The 15,822-nt window shown below is 70.9% G+C and carries 17 protein-coding genes and 3 tRNA genes; 14 read left to right on the top strand and 6 right to left on the bottom strand.

Features of this window, described 5'->3' with window-relative positions:
* The first annotated feature begins 21 nt into the window (after nucleotides 1–21).
* Complete coding sequence (locus tag AB0H84_RS19285; protein ID WP_357605398.1) at nucleotides 22–1,206, top strand: NAD(P)-binding domain-containing protein; 1,185 nt, start codon at nucleotides 22–24, stop codon at nucleotides 1,204–1,206.
* Here AB0H84_RS19285 and hutH read toward each other — a convergent pair.
* Genes hutH through AB0H84_RS19300 form a run of 3 tightly spaced genes read right to left on the bottom strand, consistent with a single transcriptional unit; the run spans nucleotide 1,187 to nucleotide 4,062 of the window.
* Complete coding sequence (hutH, locus tag AB0H84_RS19290) at nucleotides 1,187–2,737, bottom strand: histidine ammonia-lyase (RefSeq protein WP_357605401.1); 1,551 nt, start codon at nucleotides 2,735–2,737, stop codon at nucleotides 1,187–1,189. The two genes, AB0H84_RS19285 and hutH, sit on opposite strands and share 20 nt — an antisense overlap.
* An 18-nt stretch (nucleotides 2,738–2,755) precedes the next feature.
* Nucleotides 2,756–3,463 (bottom strand): metalloregulator ArsR/SmtB family transcription factor, encoded by a 708-nt coding sequence (locus tag AB0H84_RS19295; RefSeq protein ID WP_357605404.1) that lies wholly within the window; start codon nucleotides 3,461–3,463, stop codon nucleotides 2,756–2,758.
* Nucleotides 3,464–3,507: 44 nt separating this feature from the next.
* On the bottom strand, nucleotides 3,508–4,062 hold the full coding sequence (locus AB0H84_RS19300; protein ID WP_357605407.1) for a hemerythrin domain-containing protein: 555 nt from the start codon (nucleotides 4,060–4,062) through the stop codon (nucleotides 3,508–3,510).
* Between the two features lie 111 nt (nucleotides 4,063–4,173).
* Between AB0H84_RS19300 and AB0H84_RS19305 the strand changes: the two genes are divergently transcribed.
* The 5 genes from AB0H84_RS19305 (at nucleotide 4,174) to AB0H84_RS19325 (ending at nucleotide 6,218) form a co-directional block, all read left to right on the top strand.
* On the top strand, nucleotides 4,174–5,373 hold the full coding sequence (locus AB0H84_RS19305) for a hypothetical protein (RefSeq protein ID WP_357605410.1): 1,200 nt from the start codon (nucleotides 4,174–4,176) through the stop codon (nucleotides 5,371–5,373).
* A 247-nt stretch (nucleotides 5,374–5,620) separates the two neighbouring features.
* Nucleotides 5,621–5,860 (top strand): SDR family oxidoreductase, encoded by a 240-nt coding sequence (locus AB0H84_RS19310; RefSeq protein WP_357605413.1) that lies wholly within the window; start codon nucleotides 5,621–5,623, stop codon nucleotides 5,858–5,860.
* A 121-nt stretch (nucleotides 5,861–5,981) separates the two neighbouring features.
* Nucleotides 5,982–6,053, top strand: a tRNA-Gly gene (locus tag AB0H84_RS19315).
* A gap of 15 nt (nucleotides 6,054–6,068) precedes the next feature.
* Nucleotides 6,069–6,142, top strand: a tRNA-Cys gene (locus AB0H84_RS19320).
* A 1-nt stretch (nucleotide 6,143) separates the two neighbouring features.
* Nucleotides 6,144–6,218: transfer RNA gene (locus AB0H84_RS19325), tRNA-Val, on the top strand.
* Nucleotides 6,219–6,288: 70 nt separating this feature from the next.
* On the opposite strand, the gene AB0H84_RS19330 is transcribed toward AB0H84_RS19325, so the two are convergent.
* Entirely contained in the window at nucleotides 6,289–7,599 is a 1,311-nt protein-coding gene (locus tag AB0H84_RS19330) for a serine/threonine-protein kinase (RefSeq protein ID WP_357605416.1), read from the bottom strand.
* Nucleotides 7,600–7,759: 160 nt separating this feature from the next.
* On the opposite strand from AB0H84_RS19330, the gene AB0H84_RS19335 reads away from it, so the two are divergent.
* The 4 genes from AB0H84_RS19335 (at nucleotide 7,760) to AB0H84_RS19350 (ending at nucleotide 10,373) form a co-directional block, all read left to right on the top strand.
* On the top strand, nucleotides 7,760–8,191 hold the full coding sequence (locus tag AB0H84_RS19335) for a nuclear transport factor 2 family protein (RefSeq protein ID WP_357605418.1): 432 nt from the start codon (nucleotides 7,760–7,762) through the stop codon (nucleotides 8,189–8,191).
* Nucleotides 8,192–8,503: 312 nt separating this feature from the next.
* Entirely contained in the window at nucleotides 8,504–9,151 is a 648-nt protein-coding gene (locus tag AB0H84_RS19340; RefSeq protein ID WP_357605421.1) for a hypothetical protein, read from the top strand.
* 159 nt (nucleotides 9,152–9,310) lie between these two features.
* Nucleotides 9,311–10,048 carry a helix-turn-helix domain-containing protein gene (locus AB0H84_RS19345; RefSeq protein WP_357605423.1) on the top strand — a complete coding sequence of 246 codons (738 nt, stop codon included), beginning with the start codon at nucleotides 9,311–9,313 and terminating at the stop codon, nucleotides 10,046–10,048.
* 142 nt (nucleotides 10,049–10,190) lie between these two features.
* Complete coding sequence (locus AB0H84_RS19350; protein WP_357605426.1) at nucleotides 10,191–10,373, top strand: hypothetical protein; 183 nt, start codon at nucleotides 10,191–10,193, stop codon at nucleotides 10,371–10,373.
* Here the strand turns inward: AB0H84_RS19350 and pip are convergent.
* Nucleotides 10,361–11,317 carry a prolyl aminopeptidase gene (gene pip, locus AB0H84_RS19355; protein WP_357605847.1) on the bottom strand — a complete coding sequence of 319 codons (957 nt, stop codon included), beginning with the start codon at nucleotides 11,315–11,317 and terminating at the stop codon, nucleotides 10,361–10,363. The genes AB0H84_RS19350 and pip overlap by 13 nt on opposite strands.
* 49 nt (nucleotides 11,318–11,366) lie before the next feature.
* On the opposite strand from pip, the gene AB0H84_RS19360 reads away from it, so the two are divergent.
* From AB0H84_RS19360 to AB0H84_RS19375, 4 genes are all read left to right on the top strand, one after another.
* Nucleotides 11,367–12,023: an epimerase gene (locus tag AB0H84_RS19360; protein WP_357605429.1), complete on the top strand. Its 657-nt coding sequence runs from the start codon at nucleotides 11,367–11,369 to the stop codon at nucleotides 12,021–12,023.
* A 79-nt stretch (nucleotides 12,024–12,102) separates the two neighbouring features.
* Nucleotides 12,103–13,179: an LLM class flavin-dependent oxidoreductase gene (locus tag AB0H84_RS19365; protein ID WP_357605432.1), complete on the top strand. Its 1,077-nt coding sequence runs from the start codon at nucleotides 12,103–12,105 to the stop codon at nucleotides 13,177–13,179.
* A 22-nt stretch (nucleotides 13,180–13,201) separates the two neighbouring features.
* Entirely contained in the window at nucleotides 13,202–13,804 is a 603-nt protein-coding gene (locus AB0H84_RS19370; RefSeq protein WP_357605435.1) for an FMN reductase, read from the top strand.
* 81 nt (nucleotides 13,805–13,885) lie between these two features.
* Nucleotides 13,886–14,656: a chitosanase gene (locus tag AB0H84_RS19375; RefSeq protein ID WP_357605438.1), complete on the top strand. Its 771-nt coding sequence runs from the start codon at nucleotides 13,886–13,888 to the stop codon at nucleotides 14,654–14,656.
* A gap of 127 nt (nucleotides 14,657–14,783) precedes the next feature.
* On the opposite strand, the gene AB0H84_RS19380 is transcribed toward AB0H84_RS19375, so the two are convergent.
* On the bottom strand, nucleotides 14,784–15,695 hold the full coding sequence (locus AB0H84_RS19380; RefSeq protein WP_357605442.1) for a superoxide dismutase: 912 nt from the start codon (nucleotides 15,693–15,695) through the stop codon (nucleotides 14,784–14,786).
* Nucleotides 15,696–15,822 lie beyond the last annotated feature (127 nt).

The following is a 15,822-nucleotide window of genomic DNA, read 5'->3' on the forward strand; positions in this document are numbered from 1 at the left end:
GCACCCCGGTTCACTGTGAGCATGACCCCTTTTCTCGGACAGATTGCTTTTCTCGGACAGGGACGCATGGGCGTCCCCATGGCCCGGCGGCTGGAGCAGGCCGGGCACAAGGTGACGACGTGGCGGCGCGGGAGCGGGGTGACCGCGGCGGAGGCGGTGGACGGGGCCGAGCTGGTCATCACCATGCTCAGCGACCCGGCCGCGGTGCGAGAGGTGCTGACGGCGGCGCTGCCGGGGCTGCGGCCCGGCGCCACGGTGGTGGAGATGTCCACGATCGGCCCCGAGGCGGTGCGCGAGCTGCGCGCGCTGCTCCCGGCCGGGGTGGGGCTGGTAGACGCTCCCGTGCTGGGCAGCGTGGGCCCCGCCACCGAGGGCACGCTGACCGTGCTGGCGGGCGGTGACCTCTCGGGGTGTCGGGAGGTCCTGTCGGTGTTCGGGTCCGTACGGGAGCTGGGGCCGACGGGAGCCGGCGCGGCCATGAAGATCGCCGTCATGAGCGCGATCGTGCCCGCCCAGGTGCTGCTGGCCGAGACGTTCGCGTACGGCGAGGCGCATGGCGTGGACCGTGGCGCGCTGATCGACGTGCTGTCCGGCACCCCGCTGGGCACGCTGGCGGAGCGGCTGCGCGTGCCGTCGGCCGAGACCCGCTACTCGCTCGCGCACGCGACCAAGGACCTGGAGCTGGGCGCCTGGGACGGAGCGTCCATGGCCACCGCGGCCCGGGCGAGGCTGCAGGAGGCGCGGGCGGCCGGGCTGGGCGAGCGCGACCTGACGGCCATCACCGAGCACCTCGGAGGTGGCCCGGCCCGTCGTGCCGTGCCGCTGAACCTCTCGACGATCCCCGCCACGAACGGCTACTACTCGCACGCCGTGCGCGTCGGCGACATGCTCTACGTCTCCGGCCAGGCCGCCTTCGACGAGCACGGGAACGTCGTCGGCGAAGGGTCCATGACGGCCCAGGCGGAGCACGTCTTCCAGGTCATCTCACGCATCCTCGCCGATCAGGGGGCGACGTTCGACGACGTCGCGTTCATCCGGACGTACCTGACGGACATGGACATGCGCGTCGAGCTCGGTCAGGTGCGCAGGAAGTACATCACCGGCACGCCCCCGGCCAGCACGACCGTGGAGGTGTCGAAGCTGTTCATGCCGGGGCTGCTGCTGGAGGTGGACCTCATCGTGGCGCTCAGGCCAGGGGGCCGGTGACCGACTCGGCGGCCGCCACCACGCCGCCGTCGGCGACCAGGCGTACGGCGGAGTCGATCTCCGGCGCCAGGAACCGGTCGGGGCCCGGCGCGGGCACGGTCTCGCGCAGCGCCCTGACCACGGCCGCCGTCGCGGGGGCGGGTTCGAGCGGGGCGCGCAGGTCGAGCGCGCGTGCGGCGGTGAGCACCTCGATGGCCAGCACGCGGGTGAGCCCGTCCACGGACCTGCGCAGCTTGCGCGCCGCCGACCAGCCCATGGAGACGTGGTCCTCCTGCATGGCCGAGCTGGGGATGGAGTCGACGCTGGCGGGCACGGCCAGGCGCTTCAGCTCGGAGACGATGGCCGCCTGCGTGTACTGGGCGATCATGTGGCCCGAGTCCACGCCGGGGTCGTCGGCCAGGAAGGCGGGCAGCCCGTGGTTGCGGGCCACGTCCAGGAAGCGGTCGGTGCGCCGTTCGGACATCGAGGCGAGGTCGGCGGCGACGACGGCCAGGAAGTCCAGCACGTACGCGATGGGCGCGCCGTGGAAGTTGCCGTTGGACTCGACGCGGCCGTCGGCCAGCACGGCGGGGTTGTCGACGGCGCTGGCCAGCTCCCATCCGGCCACGGTGGCGGCGTGCGCGATCGTGTCGCGGGCGGCCCCGGCGACCTGGGGGGCGCAGCGCAGCGAGTAGGCGTCCTGGACGCGGGTGCAGGCCGCGGGGTCGCGGTGGCTGGCCATGATGCCGGAGTCGCGCAGGATCCTGGTCATGTTGGCGGCGGCCAGCGCCTGGCCGGGGTGCGGCCTGAGGGCCTGCAGCTCCGGCATGAACACCCGGTCGGTGCCGAGCAGCGCCTCCACGCTCATCGCGGCGCTCACGTCGGCGGTCCTGACGAGCCTGGTGAGGTCCTCGATGGCCAGGATGAGCATGCCGAGCATGCCGTCCGTGCCGTTGATGAGCGCCAGGCCCTCCTTGGCGGCCAGCTCGACGGGCTCGATCCGGGCCTGCTTGAGCGCCTCACCGGCCGGCTGGACGTCTCCGGAGCTGTCGCGTACGACGCCCTCGCCCATCAGCGTCAGCGCGACGTGCGCCAGCGGGGCCAGGTCGCCGGAGCAGCCGAGGCTGCCGTACTCGTGCACGATCGGCGTGATCCCCGCGCTGATCAGCGCCGCCAGGGTCCTGGCGGTGGTCGGCCTGACGCCGGTGTGGCCGGTGGCCAGGGTGTGCAGGCGCAGCAGCATGAGCGCGCGCACGACCTCGGTCTCGACCTCCGGCCCGTTGCCCGCCGCGTGGGAGCGCACCAGAGAGCGCTGGAGCTGGGCGCGCAGCGCCGGGTCGATGTGCCGCGTGGCGAGGGCGCCGAAGCCCGTCGAGATGCCGTACGCGGGGACAGGGCTCTCGGCCAGCTCGTCCACCCGCTGGCGGGCCGCCGAGACGGCGGCCAGGGCGTCGTCGGTGAGCCGGACTGCGGCTCCGTGACGGGCCACCTTGATGACGTCGTCGAATGTCAGGGGTTCGGGACCGACGTTCACGACCTCGTTGTCGCGCATGGTGCGTCTCTCTCGCTGCTAGGTAACCGGCGTACCCGATGTTAGCTCCTTACGCGAGAACAGCGCGGAGAGCCCCTCCCTGCCCTCGTCGGTGAGGACCACCGCCCTGGGCACCTTTCCGCGCCGGTACCAGTCCCGCTCGAGCAGCACCTCCGTGATCGCCGCACCCAGCGCGCCGCCGAGATGCGACCTGCGCTCGGTCCAGTCCAGGCACTCGGGCGCGAAGCGCCTCCTCGACCGCCGTGCGCCGGCCACGTCCACGCCGAGGCCGCTCAGCAGCCGCTCGCCCGCTCCGGTCAGATCCTGCGCCGCGTAGTAGCCGCCCTCCCTGAGCTGGTCGAGCAGGCTCACGCCGGCCCGTCCCGCGAGGTGGTCGTAGCAGGTGCGGGCCTCCTCCAGCAGCCTGGCCTGCCGGGACTGGCGCAGCGACCGTACGGGCGGGCGGGCGCTGACCCTGGCCAGCACCTCCAGCACCTCGGCCACGTCGTGCCCGGCCAGGCGGTAGTAGCGGTGGCGGCCCTGGCGCACGACGTCGACCAGCCGGCCGTCGAGCAGCCTGGACAGGTGGGCACTGGCGGTGGCCGCGCTCACCCCGGCCACCCTGGCCAGCTCCCCCGCCGCCAGCGCCCGCCCGTCGAGCAGGGCGGTCAGCATGGCCGCCCTGGTCGGGTCCGCGATGAGAGCGGCGACGGGGGCTATGTCGGCGTCACGAGCGATGTACTCCATGCCTACGACGCTAGTACCTGGACATTTCGTCCCGCGACGAAGCGTCAGGTGTGCTTGCCGAGCCCCTTGCGGATCATCTCCCGGGCCCGCTCCATCAGCGCGATCGGCGTGCCCATCAGCATGTTCTTGGTGGCGCTCTCCGTGCCGGGGTGCGGTCGCAGCGGCGCGAGGCTCTCGGCCGCCCGCACCGCGGCCGCCATGGCCCGCCGCTCGACGGTGGAGGTGTTCGCGCGCAGCTTGGCGAACTCGTACCGCTCCTCGCTGCGGGCGTGCATGGTCACGGCGGTACGCAGCTCCCCGAGGCGCTCCCAGAACTGCGGATGGTCCACGCCGCCCTTGTGGAGCTCGAGGAGGAGCTGCTTGGCGCGGTTCTCCTCGGTCAGCCGGTCGCCCACCACGCCCTGGCCGTTGTCCAGCTTCCTGCGCGCGTACGGGTGGACGATCTCCTCCTCGGCCGTCTCATGCACCGACAGCATCCGCGTCAGCCGGTCGAACGCCTCCTCCAGCCTGTCCGGAGGCGCCTGCTCGACCTCGTCGAACAGGTCCCTGATCTGGCCGTGCTGGGTCACCAGCAACTCGATGACATCTTGTTCACCCACGTCCGCGCCCTACCCGGCGCCCTGTCCCGACACGCGCCTCCTTACCGAACGCGGGCGGTTCGAGGACCGAACGCGGAGCTTGCCGGAAAGTGCGCCGGGTAGCGCAGCCACATGGCCTTCGACCCACTGCAGGAGCGGGGTGTCCCGCTGGACGACCAGGTGCGCGGCTGGCGCGAGCTGAACGTCGAGCCCATCGATCCCGACCACGCCGACCCGTACACCAGGTGCCGGATCATCACCATGAACGGGATCGAGACGGACGCGATCGTCTTCAGCCACCGTCTCGCCCGCCACTGCCCGGACACCGAGATCCGGCGGCAGCTGGCGCGGGTGCGTTACATCGAGGCGCAGCAGCAGAAGGCGGTCAACTGGCTGCTGCCGGGGGTGTCGTCGGTGCTGGAGACCACGCTCGCCTACGAGCAGGCGGCGGTCGAGCTGACGGCGTGGGTGGCGCGGATGGAGCCGGACGGGTATCTGAGGCAGGCGTACGAGTTCGCCGTGCTGGAGCACGTCGATCATCTGTACCGGTTCGCGAACCTGTACGAGACGATCGAGCACCGCAGGGCCGAGAAGATCGTGGACCGGCTGACCGAGGTGATGCCGGGGCGGCCGACGTACCTGCAGCACAGGGACCCGATGGACAACGTGCGGGAGCCGTACCAGAGGAGGTCGACGGAGCCGCTGTCGCGCCTGCACACGCTCACGGTCACGGCGGCCGAGCAGCAGGCCATGAACTTCTACATGAACGCCGGCCCCATGCTCATGGAGCCGGTCGCCCGCGGGCTCTACCAGGAGATCGCCATGATCGAGGAGGGGCACGTCACGCACTACGAGTCGCTCGTCGATCCGGGCCAGAGCTGGTGGGAACGGCTGCTCAACCACGAGTACAACGAGTGCTACATGTACTACTCGTTCGCGCAGACCGAGCCGCATCCCAGAGTGCGGGACGTCTGGGAGCTGAACCTCGGCATGGAGCTGGAGCATTTGCGGCTGGCGGCCGAGCTGTTCAAGCGGTTCGACGGGCGCGATCCCGACCAGGTGCTGGCCCCGGCCTGCCCGCCGCCGGTGACGTTCGAGCCGAACAAGGCGTACCTTCGGGAGCTGATCACCGCGCAGAGCGACTACACCACCGTGGGGCCGGGGTACACGCGGGAGGCGCACGAGCGCTTCCGCAAGGCGCAGAACGCGCTCATGGGCGGTTACAGGGCGCCGTCGGAGCAGGTCATCGAGCACAACCGCGCCGTCTCCGGCCAGGAGTACCTCCTGGAGACGGAGGGGACGCACCCCGCGGAGCTCCAGGCCCGCCGCTAACAGGCCCGCCGCCAGCCGCGCCCCGGAGTGCTCCAGGCCCGTCGCCGGCGCCTGGAGTGGGGGCTCATGACAGCAGCAGTCGCCCTCGTCACCGGCGCGTCGCGCGGCCTGGGAGCCCTGATCGCGCGCAGGCCGGCCGCCGACGGCCTGGCCGTCGCGGTCAACTCGGTGCACGTGCTGGTGATCAACGCGACGGGCCCGCAGCCCTCCGTCCGCCTACATCGCGGCGAAGAGCGCCCAGCACGCCATGACCCTCCCCTGGGCGCGGGAGCTGTGCCCGCACGGCATCACGGCCAACATCGTCGCCCCCGGCTGGATCCCGGTGGAGCGGCACGCGGGCTTCGACGAGAGCGGCCATCTCGCGGATGTCCCCCTGGGCAGGATGGGCACGCCCGAGGACGTGGCGGCCACAGCCTCGTTCCTCGCCTCGGAGGGCGGCGGGTTCGTCACGGGCCGGCGCGTCGCCGTCAACGGCGGCCACACGTGAGGGAGCGGAAGCGACCGAACCCGCCTCCGCGGCGCAGAGGCCATGAGCACGCCTATTCAGTTTGGGGACTGGGCCAGGATTCGCTAGAGTTCTCTCGTCGCCCGGCACAAGCGGGGCGCACGCGGAAGTGGCTCAGTGGTAGAGCATCACCTTGCCAAGGTGAGGGTCGCGGGTTCGAATCCCGTCTTCCGCTCGGAGCTTCCGGCTCGGTGGCGTGGCCGAGAGGCGAGGCAGCGGCCTGCAAAGCCGTCCACACGGGTTCAAATCCCGTCGCCACCTCCAAGGACGATTAGCTCAGCGGGAGAGCGCTTCCCTGACACGGAAGAGGTCACTGGTTCAATCCCAGTATCGTCCACCATGATCAAAGGGTCAGGTTCACCGCGAACCTGACCCTTTGCTCGTTTCCTCCACCCGGCCGGTGGCAGCGGTCATTTCACGCCGTGCTGCTTCACCTTGACCTTCTTCACCTTGACCTTCTTCACCTTGACCTTCTTCACCTTCACGTTCTTGGTCTTGACCTTCGGCGTCTTGACCTTCCCTGTCCCGGTCGTCCTGCTCTTCGTCGCCGGTGCGTGCGGGACAACGGCCGCATGCGTGGAGACGGGCGGTGTCGTACGGGCGGTCTTCGATTCGCGCCTGCCGGCATGGCGCTGCGCGACGACTTCGCGGGCCTGGAGCGCCGTGTCCGGCGCGAGCGTGGCCGGGGACGGGGTGGGCTGGGCCAAGGTCGCCGGACGCGGCGCGCCCGGGTCGCCACTCCACCACGACGCCGTCGCCAGCACGCTGACGATCAGGGCCGCGACAGCGGCCGCCTGCCGCCAGTGCTCGGTCGCCCGCTGCCGGAACGGCGTCCCCTTCCCGAACGGACGATCGCCGGACGAGGCGGTGATCCGCCCGCTGTCACCGTCCAGGGTCGGAGCGTCCAGGGAGACCGGGACGATCGGCGACTCGCACAGTGCGGACAACTGCTCGTAGGCGCGCTCCGCGTCCGTGCGCCGGTCCGGATCCTTCTCCAGCAGGCCGGTGATGATCGGGGCGAGCGGCCCGGCGTGCTCGAACGGCTCCGGCGCCGAGGTCAGCACCGCGGAGAGGGTGGCGAGCTCGCTGCTGAGCCCGAACGGGGCACGGCCCTCGACCGCCGCGTACAGGGTGGCGCCCAGCGACCACAGGTCGGCCTGCGGCGTGGCGGGGCCGCCGCGCGCGCGTTCGGGGGCGATGTAGGCGGGCGTGCCGACGACCATGCCCTCCTGGGTGCGGCGCCCCTGGTCGTCCAGGGTGCTGGCCAGCCCGAAGTCGGTGAGGATGGCGTGCCGGTCGTCGGTGACGAGGATGTTGGCCGGCTTGATGTCGCGGTGCACGATGCCGCCGGCGTGGGCGGCGCGCAGGGCGTCCAGCAGCTCGAGCCCGATCCGGGCGACCGAGGTCACGGGCAGCGGTCCCCGATCGGCGATCAGCTGGGCGAGGCTGGGGGCGGGGACGAACTGCAGCACGATCCACGGCCGCTCGTCGGCGACCACCACGTCGTACACGGCGGCGATGCGCGGGTGGCTCAGCCGCGCGGTCAGGCGCGCCTCGCGCAGGGTGCGCCCGAGCAGCGCCTCCCGCTCCGGTCCCGGCTCGTACGGGATGCGCAGCTCCTTGACCGCGACCTGCCGGTCCAGCAGCTCGTCATGCGCGCGCCAGACGCGGCCCATGGCGCCCCGGCCCACCTCGGCGAGCAATCTGTACCGGCCCGCCAATAACCAACCTTCGTAGCCTGTAACGGGCATGACGACAGGCGTACCCGGTGATCATCCGATCATGCAAGCGAAATCCCCTAGAAAGCGGCATTAACCATACGAAGACCGCGGCAGCCGAGCGCCCTGGTCATCGGGCGCGCAGGGCGCAACGATCGGCGTCATGGACATACAGGAGATCGCCGACCGGCTGCACATCACCGACCTGCTGGCCCGCTACACCCACGCCGTCGACTCCGGCCAGTGGGACCTGCTCGACGAGGTGTTCACCCCCGACGCCGTGATCGACTACCGCACCGCGGGCGGCATCAGGGGCACGCGGGACGAGGTCAAGGCCTGGCTCGCGGAGGTGCTGCCGCACTGGCCCGGACGCCTGCACCTCATCGGCGCCCCGCGGATCGACCTGGCGGAGGGCGAGGCGCGCGTGAGCGCCCCCTTCACCGACACCCTCGCCCCCACCAGGGACCTGGTCACCGCGGACACCGAGGGCTTCCTGCACGGCGGCGGCTGGTACCACCACCGCATGCGGCGCACGCCCGGCGGCTGGCGCAGCGTGGAGCTGGTCGAGGAGCAGTCCTGGCGCACCGCCCGGTGACCGCCCCTGCCCCGCACCCGGCCGTCGTTCACCGCGACGAAGCGCAGCGGCACCGCCCAGATTGACGCTAGTACGTTTAACGAAGCATCTTGCGGATCATGCTCTCCAGCGGACCTCCGATGATAAAGACACTTCCTACCGCGCTGCTGGCTTTCGCCGTCCTTTGCGGTTGCGGGGAGACCGTGACGGCGCCGGCCGGGCCCGCGTCCACGCGGAGCGCGCCCGCAGGAAGCGCGGTGGACAAGCAGCACCAGCTCGAGGCGGTCAAGGCAAACTGCATGAAGCAGCAGGGCTTCAAGTACGTCGCGTGGGGTGCCGCCGGAGAAGGAGGAGACCGACGAGGAACGCAACCGCGCGTCCGGCGAATACCAGGCAATGCGGAAATATCGCGAAAAATATGGTTTCGGGGCGTTCGCCATGAGCGTCTACCCCGAGGAGATGATGCGCCAGGCCGGCGCCGCCGACCTTGACGCGAACCCGAACAACAAGCTCATGCTCGAGCTCTCGAAGGCCCAGGCGCTGGCCTACATCAAGGCCAGGGAGACATGCGAGGGCGCCGCGGCCAGGAAGGTACTCGGCCTGAACGTGAGGTCGGGAGCCGATCTGCTGTCCCAGTTCATCACGGCCAGGGACGAGGCGGTGGCCGCCGAGCTCGACAGCGACCCGAAGCTGGTGGAGCTGGCCACCGCCATGGCCACCTGCCTGAAGGGCAAGGGCTACGCCGTCAGCGACACCAAGCCGACAGCCGTCGCGGACCGCGGCGCCCCGTTCGCCGGCGAGTACGCAAAGTTCCAGCGCAGCGGCCAGCCACTCACTGCCCAGCAGGCCCGGCCGTATCTGAACAGGGAGATCAAGGCCGCGCTCGACGACCTGGAGTGCGGCAAGGACTTCTATCCCGAGTTCGAGCCCCGGAAGCTGAAGATCGCACAGCAGGTGGCGCAGAAGTTCGGCAGAAGCTAGATCTGCGGCCTGGCCGCGCCACCGTGGAGGCCGCCACGGCGATGGACCCCGGACAGCGGATCGCCGGCCCACTGCGATATCTCCGGCGCGGCCACATCATCGGAGAGGTTTCCGCCCCGGCAGGGTGCGATTTCCGGATGGCGCGAAGATGCTTGATGGATGACCGGCGAAGAACCCAGCGATCTGATCCGCAGCGTGTCCCGCGCGCTCCGCGTGCTGGAAGAGGTCTCGCGGGCTGACCGGCCACTGTCGGTCAAGGTCATCGCCCGCCGCTGCGGCCTCAACTTGTCCACCTCCTACCACCTGGTACGGACCCTCTGTTACGAGGGCTACCTGCACCGGCGGCCGGAGGGCGACTACCTGCCCGGCTCGAAGGTGGCCGAGCGCTTCCACGAGATGCTGGAGTCGTTCGAACGGCCGCCGCGCGCCTCCGAGGTGCTCCGGCGCCTGGCCGAGTCCTCCGGCCACAGCGCCTACCTGGCCCAGTTCGCCGACGGGCGGCTGATGGTGGTGGACCTCGCGGAGGGGCCTCGCTCCCCGTGGCTGGAGGACCTGCAGGCGGGCCTGGAGACGGCGCCGCACGCCACCGCGCTGGGCAAGGCGCTGCTGCTCCCGCTGCCGCTCCGGGTCCGGCGCGACGTGCTCACCGAGCACGGCCTGCGCCGCTTCACCTCCGTGACCCCGGCGAGCGTGGAGGACGTGGAGAAGGAGCTGGCGGGGCTGCGGCCGGGGCAGGTGGTGGAGGAGCACGGGCAGTTCAGGGAGGACGTGGCGTGCGCGGCCGCGGTGGTGCCCGGCACGCAGTGGGCGATCGGCGTCTCGACCCGCGGCCTGACCGTCCCCCCTGCCGCCGTCGCCCACCTGGTCCTCGCCGTCCGTGACCTGGCGGGGCCTTAATCCACGACGACCGGCGCCCCGGGTGGGCCGAGCGGGTGCGCCGCAGCCCGGTGCGGATCCGCTGGGACCCCGAGCGGGGGCTGCGGCACGAGGCGCTGCCGTACCGGTCGATCCAGATCGGGCTGTCCGGGGAGGCGGTGCGGTGCGGCGCTACGTGGAGGAGTGGACTCTTGGGATCACCGACATCACGGACCGGGTGCGGGAGGTCTGCGCGGCGGTGTCGGGCCGCGCGGACGTGTCCGGCCTGCTGCCGGTGGAGCGGCCCTACCCCTTGACCGGCGACATCATGGAGACGATCGGGGCGGACGCCGGTCAGCGTGAGTGACGGAAGCGGTCGGTGGCCTCGATGAGCAGGCGGCGGGTGCCGGGCTCCGAGCCGCCGTGGCCGGCGTCCTCCACGATGTGCAGCTCCGCCTCGGGCCAGGCCCGGTGCAGGTCCCACGCCTGGCTGGGCGGCGTCTTGACGTCGTAGCGGCCGTTCACGATGACCGCCGGGATGTGGCGGATGCGGTCGATGCCGGCGAGCAGGCCGCCCTCGGCGAGGAAGGCGCCGTTGGCGATGTAGTGGTGGGTGATGCGGGCGAAGGCCACCAGCATGGCGTCCTCGAGGTCGGGCGGCGGCACCGGCAGCAGGGTGTTGGCGGACAGCTCCCATGCCATCCAGGCCCGTGCCGCGGGGACGTGGACGGCGGGGTCGGGGTCGTTGATGCGGCGGCCGTAGGCGGCGACGAGGTCGTCCCGCTCGCCGGCGGGGATCGGGGCGAGGAAGGCCGCCCATTCGGCGGGGAACAGATGGGCCGCGCCTGCCGGGGTGAAGGCCCAGGCCACGTCCGCGGGGCGGACGAGCCACACGCCGCGCAGCACCAGCTCGGTGACCCGGTCAGGGTGCGCCTGCGCGTAGGCCAGGCCGAGTGTGCTGCCCCAGCTGCCGCCGAAGACGAGCCAGCGCTCGATCCCCAGGTGCTCGCGCAGCCGTTCGATGTCGGCCACCAGCCGCGAGGTGGTGTTGTGCTCCAGCGACACCTCCGGGTCCCCGGCGTAGGGGCGGCTGCGGCCGCAGTTGCGCTGGTCGAACAGCACGATCCGGTAGGCGGACGGATCGAAGAACCGCCGGAAGTCCGGGAGCAGGCCCCCTCCGGGGCCGCCGTGCAGGAACAGCGCGGGCTTGCCCTCAGGGCTGCCGCAGGTCTCCCAGTAGAGCTCGGCACCGTCGCCGACGCCGAGCATCCCGGAGCCGTACGGCTCGATCGGCGGATACCAGTCCATCACACCCATGGGACCCTAGTACGGAAGACCGCCGATCAACGAATGGCCTGTCATGAAAGTGATCCTCTTCGGGGCGACCGGGATGATCGGGCGCGGGGTGCTCAGGGAGTGCCTGCTCGACGACCGGGTGACCGCCGTGCTCACGGTCGGGCGGGCACCGACGGGGCTCGCGCACGACAAGCTGCGCGAGATCCGGCACGACGATCTGCTGGATCTGGGCGCGATCGAGGGTGAGCTGAGCGGCTACGACGCCTGCTTCTTCTGCCTCGGGGTGTCGTCGGCGGGCATGAGGGAGGCGGACTACCGGCGGATCACGTACGACTTCACGCTGTCCGTGGGGCGCACCCTGGCGCGGCTCAACCCCGGCTCGACGTTCGTGTACGTGTCGGGCGTGGGCACCGACGCCCAGGGGCGGTCCATGTGGGCCAGGGTCAAGGGCGCGACCGAGAACGCCCTGCTCGCGCTGCCGCTGGAGGCGTACATGTTCCGCCCGGGCTACATACAGCCGATGCACGGCGTCACGTCCCGCACCCGGCTCTACCGGGTGGCGTACGTCGTGGTGCGTCCCCTCTATCCGATCCTGCGCCGGATGTTCCCTTCTGCGGTCACCACGACGGAGCGGATCGGCCGGGCCATGATCGCGGTCGCGGAGCACGGCGCCCCCAGCCGCGTCCTCGACCCTTCCGGCATCAACGCTCTCGCTCCGTAGCACCCATGGTGGAATATCCGCGGAGGGCTGAGCGCTACCGTAGCCGTCAAACTTTCAACAGTCCTGGATGGTGACTAAAGTGCAGTTCGGAATCTTCAGCGTGGGCGACGTCACCACGGACCCCACCACGGGCAGGACGCCGACGGAGCACGAGCGGATCAAGGCGATGGTGGCGATCGCGCTCAAGGCCGAGGAGGTCGGGCTCGACGTGTTCGCGACCGGCGAGCACCACAACCCGCCGTTCGTGCCGTCCTCGCCGACCACCATGCTCGGCTACATCGCGGCCAGGACCGAGCGCCTGATCCTGTCCACCGCCACGACGTTGATCACAACCAACGACCCGGTCAAGATCGCCGAAGACTTCGCCATGCTGCAGCACCTGGCGGACGGGCGGGTGGACCTCATGCTGGGCCGGGGCAACACCGGGCCCGTCTACCCGTGGTTCGGCCAGGACATCAGGAACGGCATCCCGCTCGCCCTCGAGAACTACGCGCTCCTGCACAAGCTCTGGCGCGAGGACGTCGTCGACTGGGAGGGGCGCTTCCGCACGCCGCTGCAGGGCTTCACCTCGACGCCGCGCCCGCTGGACGGGGTGCCGCCGTTCGTGTGGCACGGCTCGATCCGCAGCCCGGAGATCGCCGAGCAGGCCGCCTACTACGGTGACGGCTTCTTCGCCAACAACATCTTCTGGCCGAAGGAGCACTTCATGCGCCTGATCCACCTCTACCGGCAGCGGTACGCCCACTACGGCCACGGCACGCCGGAGCAGGCCGTCGTGGGCCTGGGCGGCCAGGTGTTCATGCGCAAGAACTCGCAGGACGCGGTGCGCGAGTTCCGCCCCTACTTCGACGTCGCCCCCGTGTACGGCCACGGGCCGTCGCTGGAGGAGTTCATGGCGGAGACCCCGCTCACCGTGGGCAGCCCGCAGCAGGTCATCGACAGGACCCTCGAGTTCAGGCAGTACTTCGGCGACTACCAGCGCCAGCTGTTCCTGATGGACCACGCGGGCCTGCCGCTGAAGACCGTGCTGGAGCAGCTCGACATCCTCGGCGAGGAGGTCGTGCCGGTGCTGCGCAAGGAGTTCGCCAAGGACCGTCCCGCCGAGGTGCCCGACGGGCCCACCCACGCCTCCCGCGTCCCCGCCGTCACCGCCTGACCCAGGAAAGGAGATCGACCAGATGAAGCTCGTCGTCGTCACTGCGGGCCTGACGCAGCCCTCCTCCACCCGCCTGCTCGCCGACCGCCTCACCGAGGCCGTCACGCGGCAGGTGGAGGCCGAGGTGCGCGTGATCGAGCTGCGCGACCTCGCCGTGGACATCGCGAACAACTTCGTGACCGGCTTCCCCAACGGCCGGCTGCGCGAGGCGATCGAGGCGGTGACGGAGGCCGACGGGCTCATCGCGGTCACGCCGATCTTCAGCGGCTCGTACAGCGGCCTGTTCAAGTCGTTCTTCGACGTGATCGAGAACACCGCCCTGGCCGGCAAGCCCGTGCTCATCGCCGCCACCGGCGGCACCGCCCGCCACTCGCTGGCGCTGGAGCACGCGCTGCGCCCGCTCTTCGCCTACCTGCGCGCCGTCGTGGTCCCCACGGCCGTCTACGCGGCCGCGGAGGACTGGGGCGGTGCGAGCGACGCCTTCACGGACGGGCTCGGCCCGCGCATCGCCCGCGCCGCGGAGGAGCTGGCCGGCCTGCTCCGGCACCTCGGCCCCAGGGCAGAGAGCAAGGACGAGGTCGTTCCGTTCGAGGAGCAACTGGCGGCACTACGTCCCTTGAGTTAGTTTTCGCGACACGGCATGCGCTCCCCGAGTATGGTTCGTTAGGAAGCTTTCCTAACAACCCCCTCTCCGACAGGAGCGCATGTGCTGACCGCCACACTCCTGACCCTCTCCCTCACCGTCACCGGCGCCGCCACCGCCTCGGTTGACCTCACCGATCCGCACAAGAAGGACATCGCCATGCAGCTGGTGTCCAGCGCGGAGAACTCCTCGCTCGACTGGAAGGCCCAGTACGGGTACATCGAGGACATCAAGGACGACCGCGGCTACACGGCCGGGATCATCGGCTTCTGCTCCGGCACGGGCGACATGCTGGAGTTAGTCGAGCTCTACGCCGAACGCAAGCCCGGCAACGTCCTGGCGAAATACCTCCCGGCCCTGCGCAAGGTGAACGGCACCGCCTCCCACAAGGGCCTCGACCCGAACTTCACCAAGGACTGGAAGACCGCCGCCAAGGACTCCGTCTTCCAGCAGGCCCAGAACGACGAGCGCGACCGCGTCTACTTCAACCCGGCCGTGAATCAGGCCAAGCAGGACGGCCTGCGGGCGCTCGGTCAGTTCATCTACTACGACGCCATGGTCATGCACGGGCCCGGCAGCGACAAGCTGAGCTTCGGCGGCATCAGGAAGTCCGCCCTGGCCAAGGCCAAGCCGCCGGCGCAGGGCGGCAACGAGGTGACATACCTGAACGCGTTCCTCGACGCGCGGAAGGCGGCCATGAAGGCGGAGGAGGCGCACGAGGACACCACGCGGGTGGACACGATGCAGCGCGTGTTCCTCAAGAACGGCAACCTCGACCTGGACCCGCCGCTGACCTGGAAGGTCTACGGCGACAGCTACACGATCAAGAAGTGACGTGACGCCTGCCCTCCGGTTGCCCACCACCAGCCGCGCCGCCCGTCATGGCGGCGCGGCTGGTGGCCGGCACGGCCGCACGGTGCCCATCTGGCACGGGTACGGCACGCGAGGCGCGACCCGGAGGTCAGCGAGTGATCGCGACCACCGTGTAGGGCGTGTCAGGGGCCGGGGTCGTCGTGAAGCGGCCGTTGGGCAGGTAGAGGCGGTCGCCGAAGGCGGCCACCGTCGTCGGGATGTCGAACCGGGGATCGGTCAGCCGTTTCACCACCTGGCCGGACGAGCCGTCCCGCGCCAGGCTGACGACCGCGACGGTGTTCAGGCGGTTCTGCACCGCGTACAGGGTCCGCCCGGACAGCAGCAGGCCGTCGCCGTTGAGCAGTGATTCGCCGCCCAGGTCCACCTCCGTGGTGACCCCCGAGGACGGGTCCACCTCGAACAGCTTGCCGGTGGTGGACTGGACGATCAGCAGCGACTCGCGGTCGGGGCTGGGGGCGATGCCGTTGGCGTTGATGCCGGTCGTGTACTGGATGGCGCCCGTGAGCGGGATCTTGACGGCCTCCGCGGGCAGCGAGCCGCCGCGCCCGAGCGGGAGCTTGTAGAGCACCGGGTTGGTGGAGTCGGTGAAGTACGCGGCGTGCCCGGTGAGGATGACGTCGTTGACGAACGACGGCCCGGTGGCCAGCGTGTACGACTTGAGCACCGCCCCGGTACGCAGGTCGATCACCCGGGCGTTCCCCCCGCTGCCCCCGGCCACGAACAGCCGCCCGCGCCCGTCGGTCTTCAGCCCGAGCGAAGGCGTGCCCGGGCCCTTGCTGACGACGGAGCCCTTGCCGGTGCGCAGGTCGGCCCGGTAGATGTCACCGGTCGCGCGGGAGCCGAAGTAGGCGTACGGTCCCGGTCCGGTCGCGATGCCCTCCGGCTGGAACCCGTCCGGCAGCGCCAACGCGTCGGGCTTCCCGACGGCCTGCGCGGGCGCGCCGGCGAGGAGGACGGCGGCGAGGGCGCTGAGTGCGGTCTTCAGGATCGCGGATCTCATGCGCCCCACGATGCCCGGGGCGGCGGCCCCCGGCATAGGCCCAGGGGCGGCACTCACAGGGAGTTCTCAGCATCGCACCCCGCCGACGCGGTCGCGGGGTAGGTTTGGACAAAGGCGAACAAACGGG

This window comes from Nonomuraea sp. NPDC050786, from assembly GCF_040654115.1.
Taxonomy (GTDB): domain Bacteria; phylum Actinomycetota; class Actinomycetes; order Streptosporangiales; family Streptosporangiaceae; genus Nonomuraea.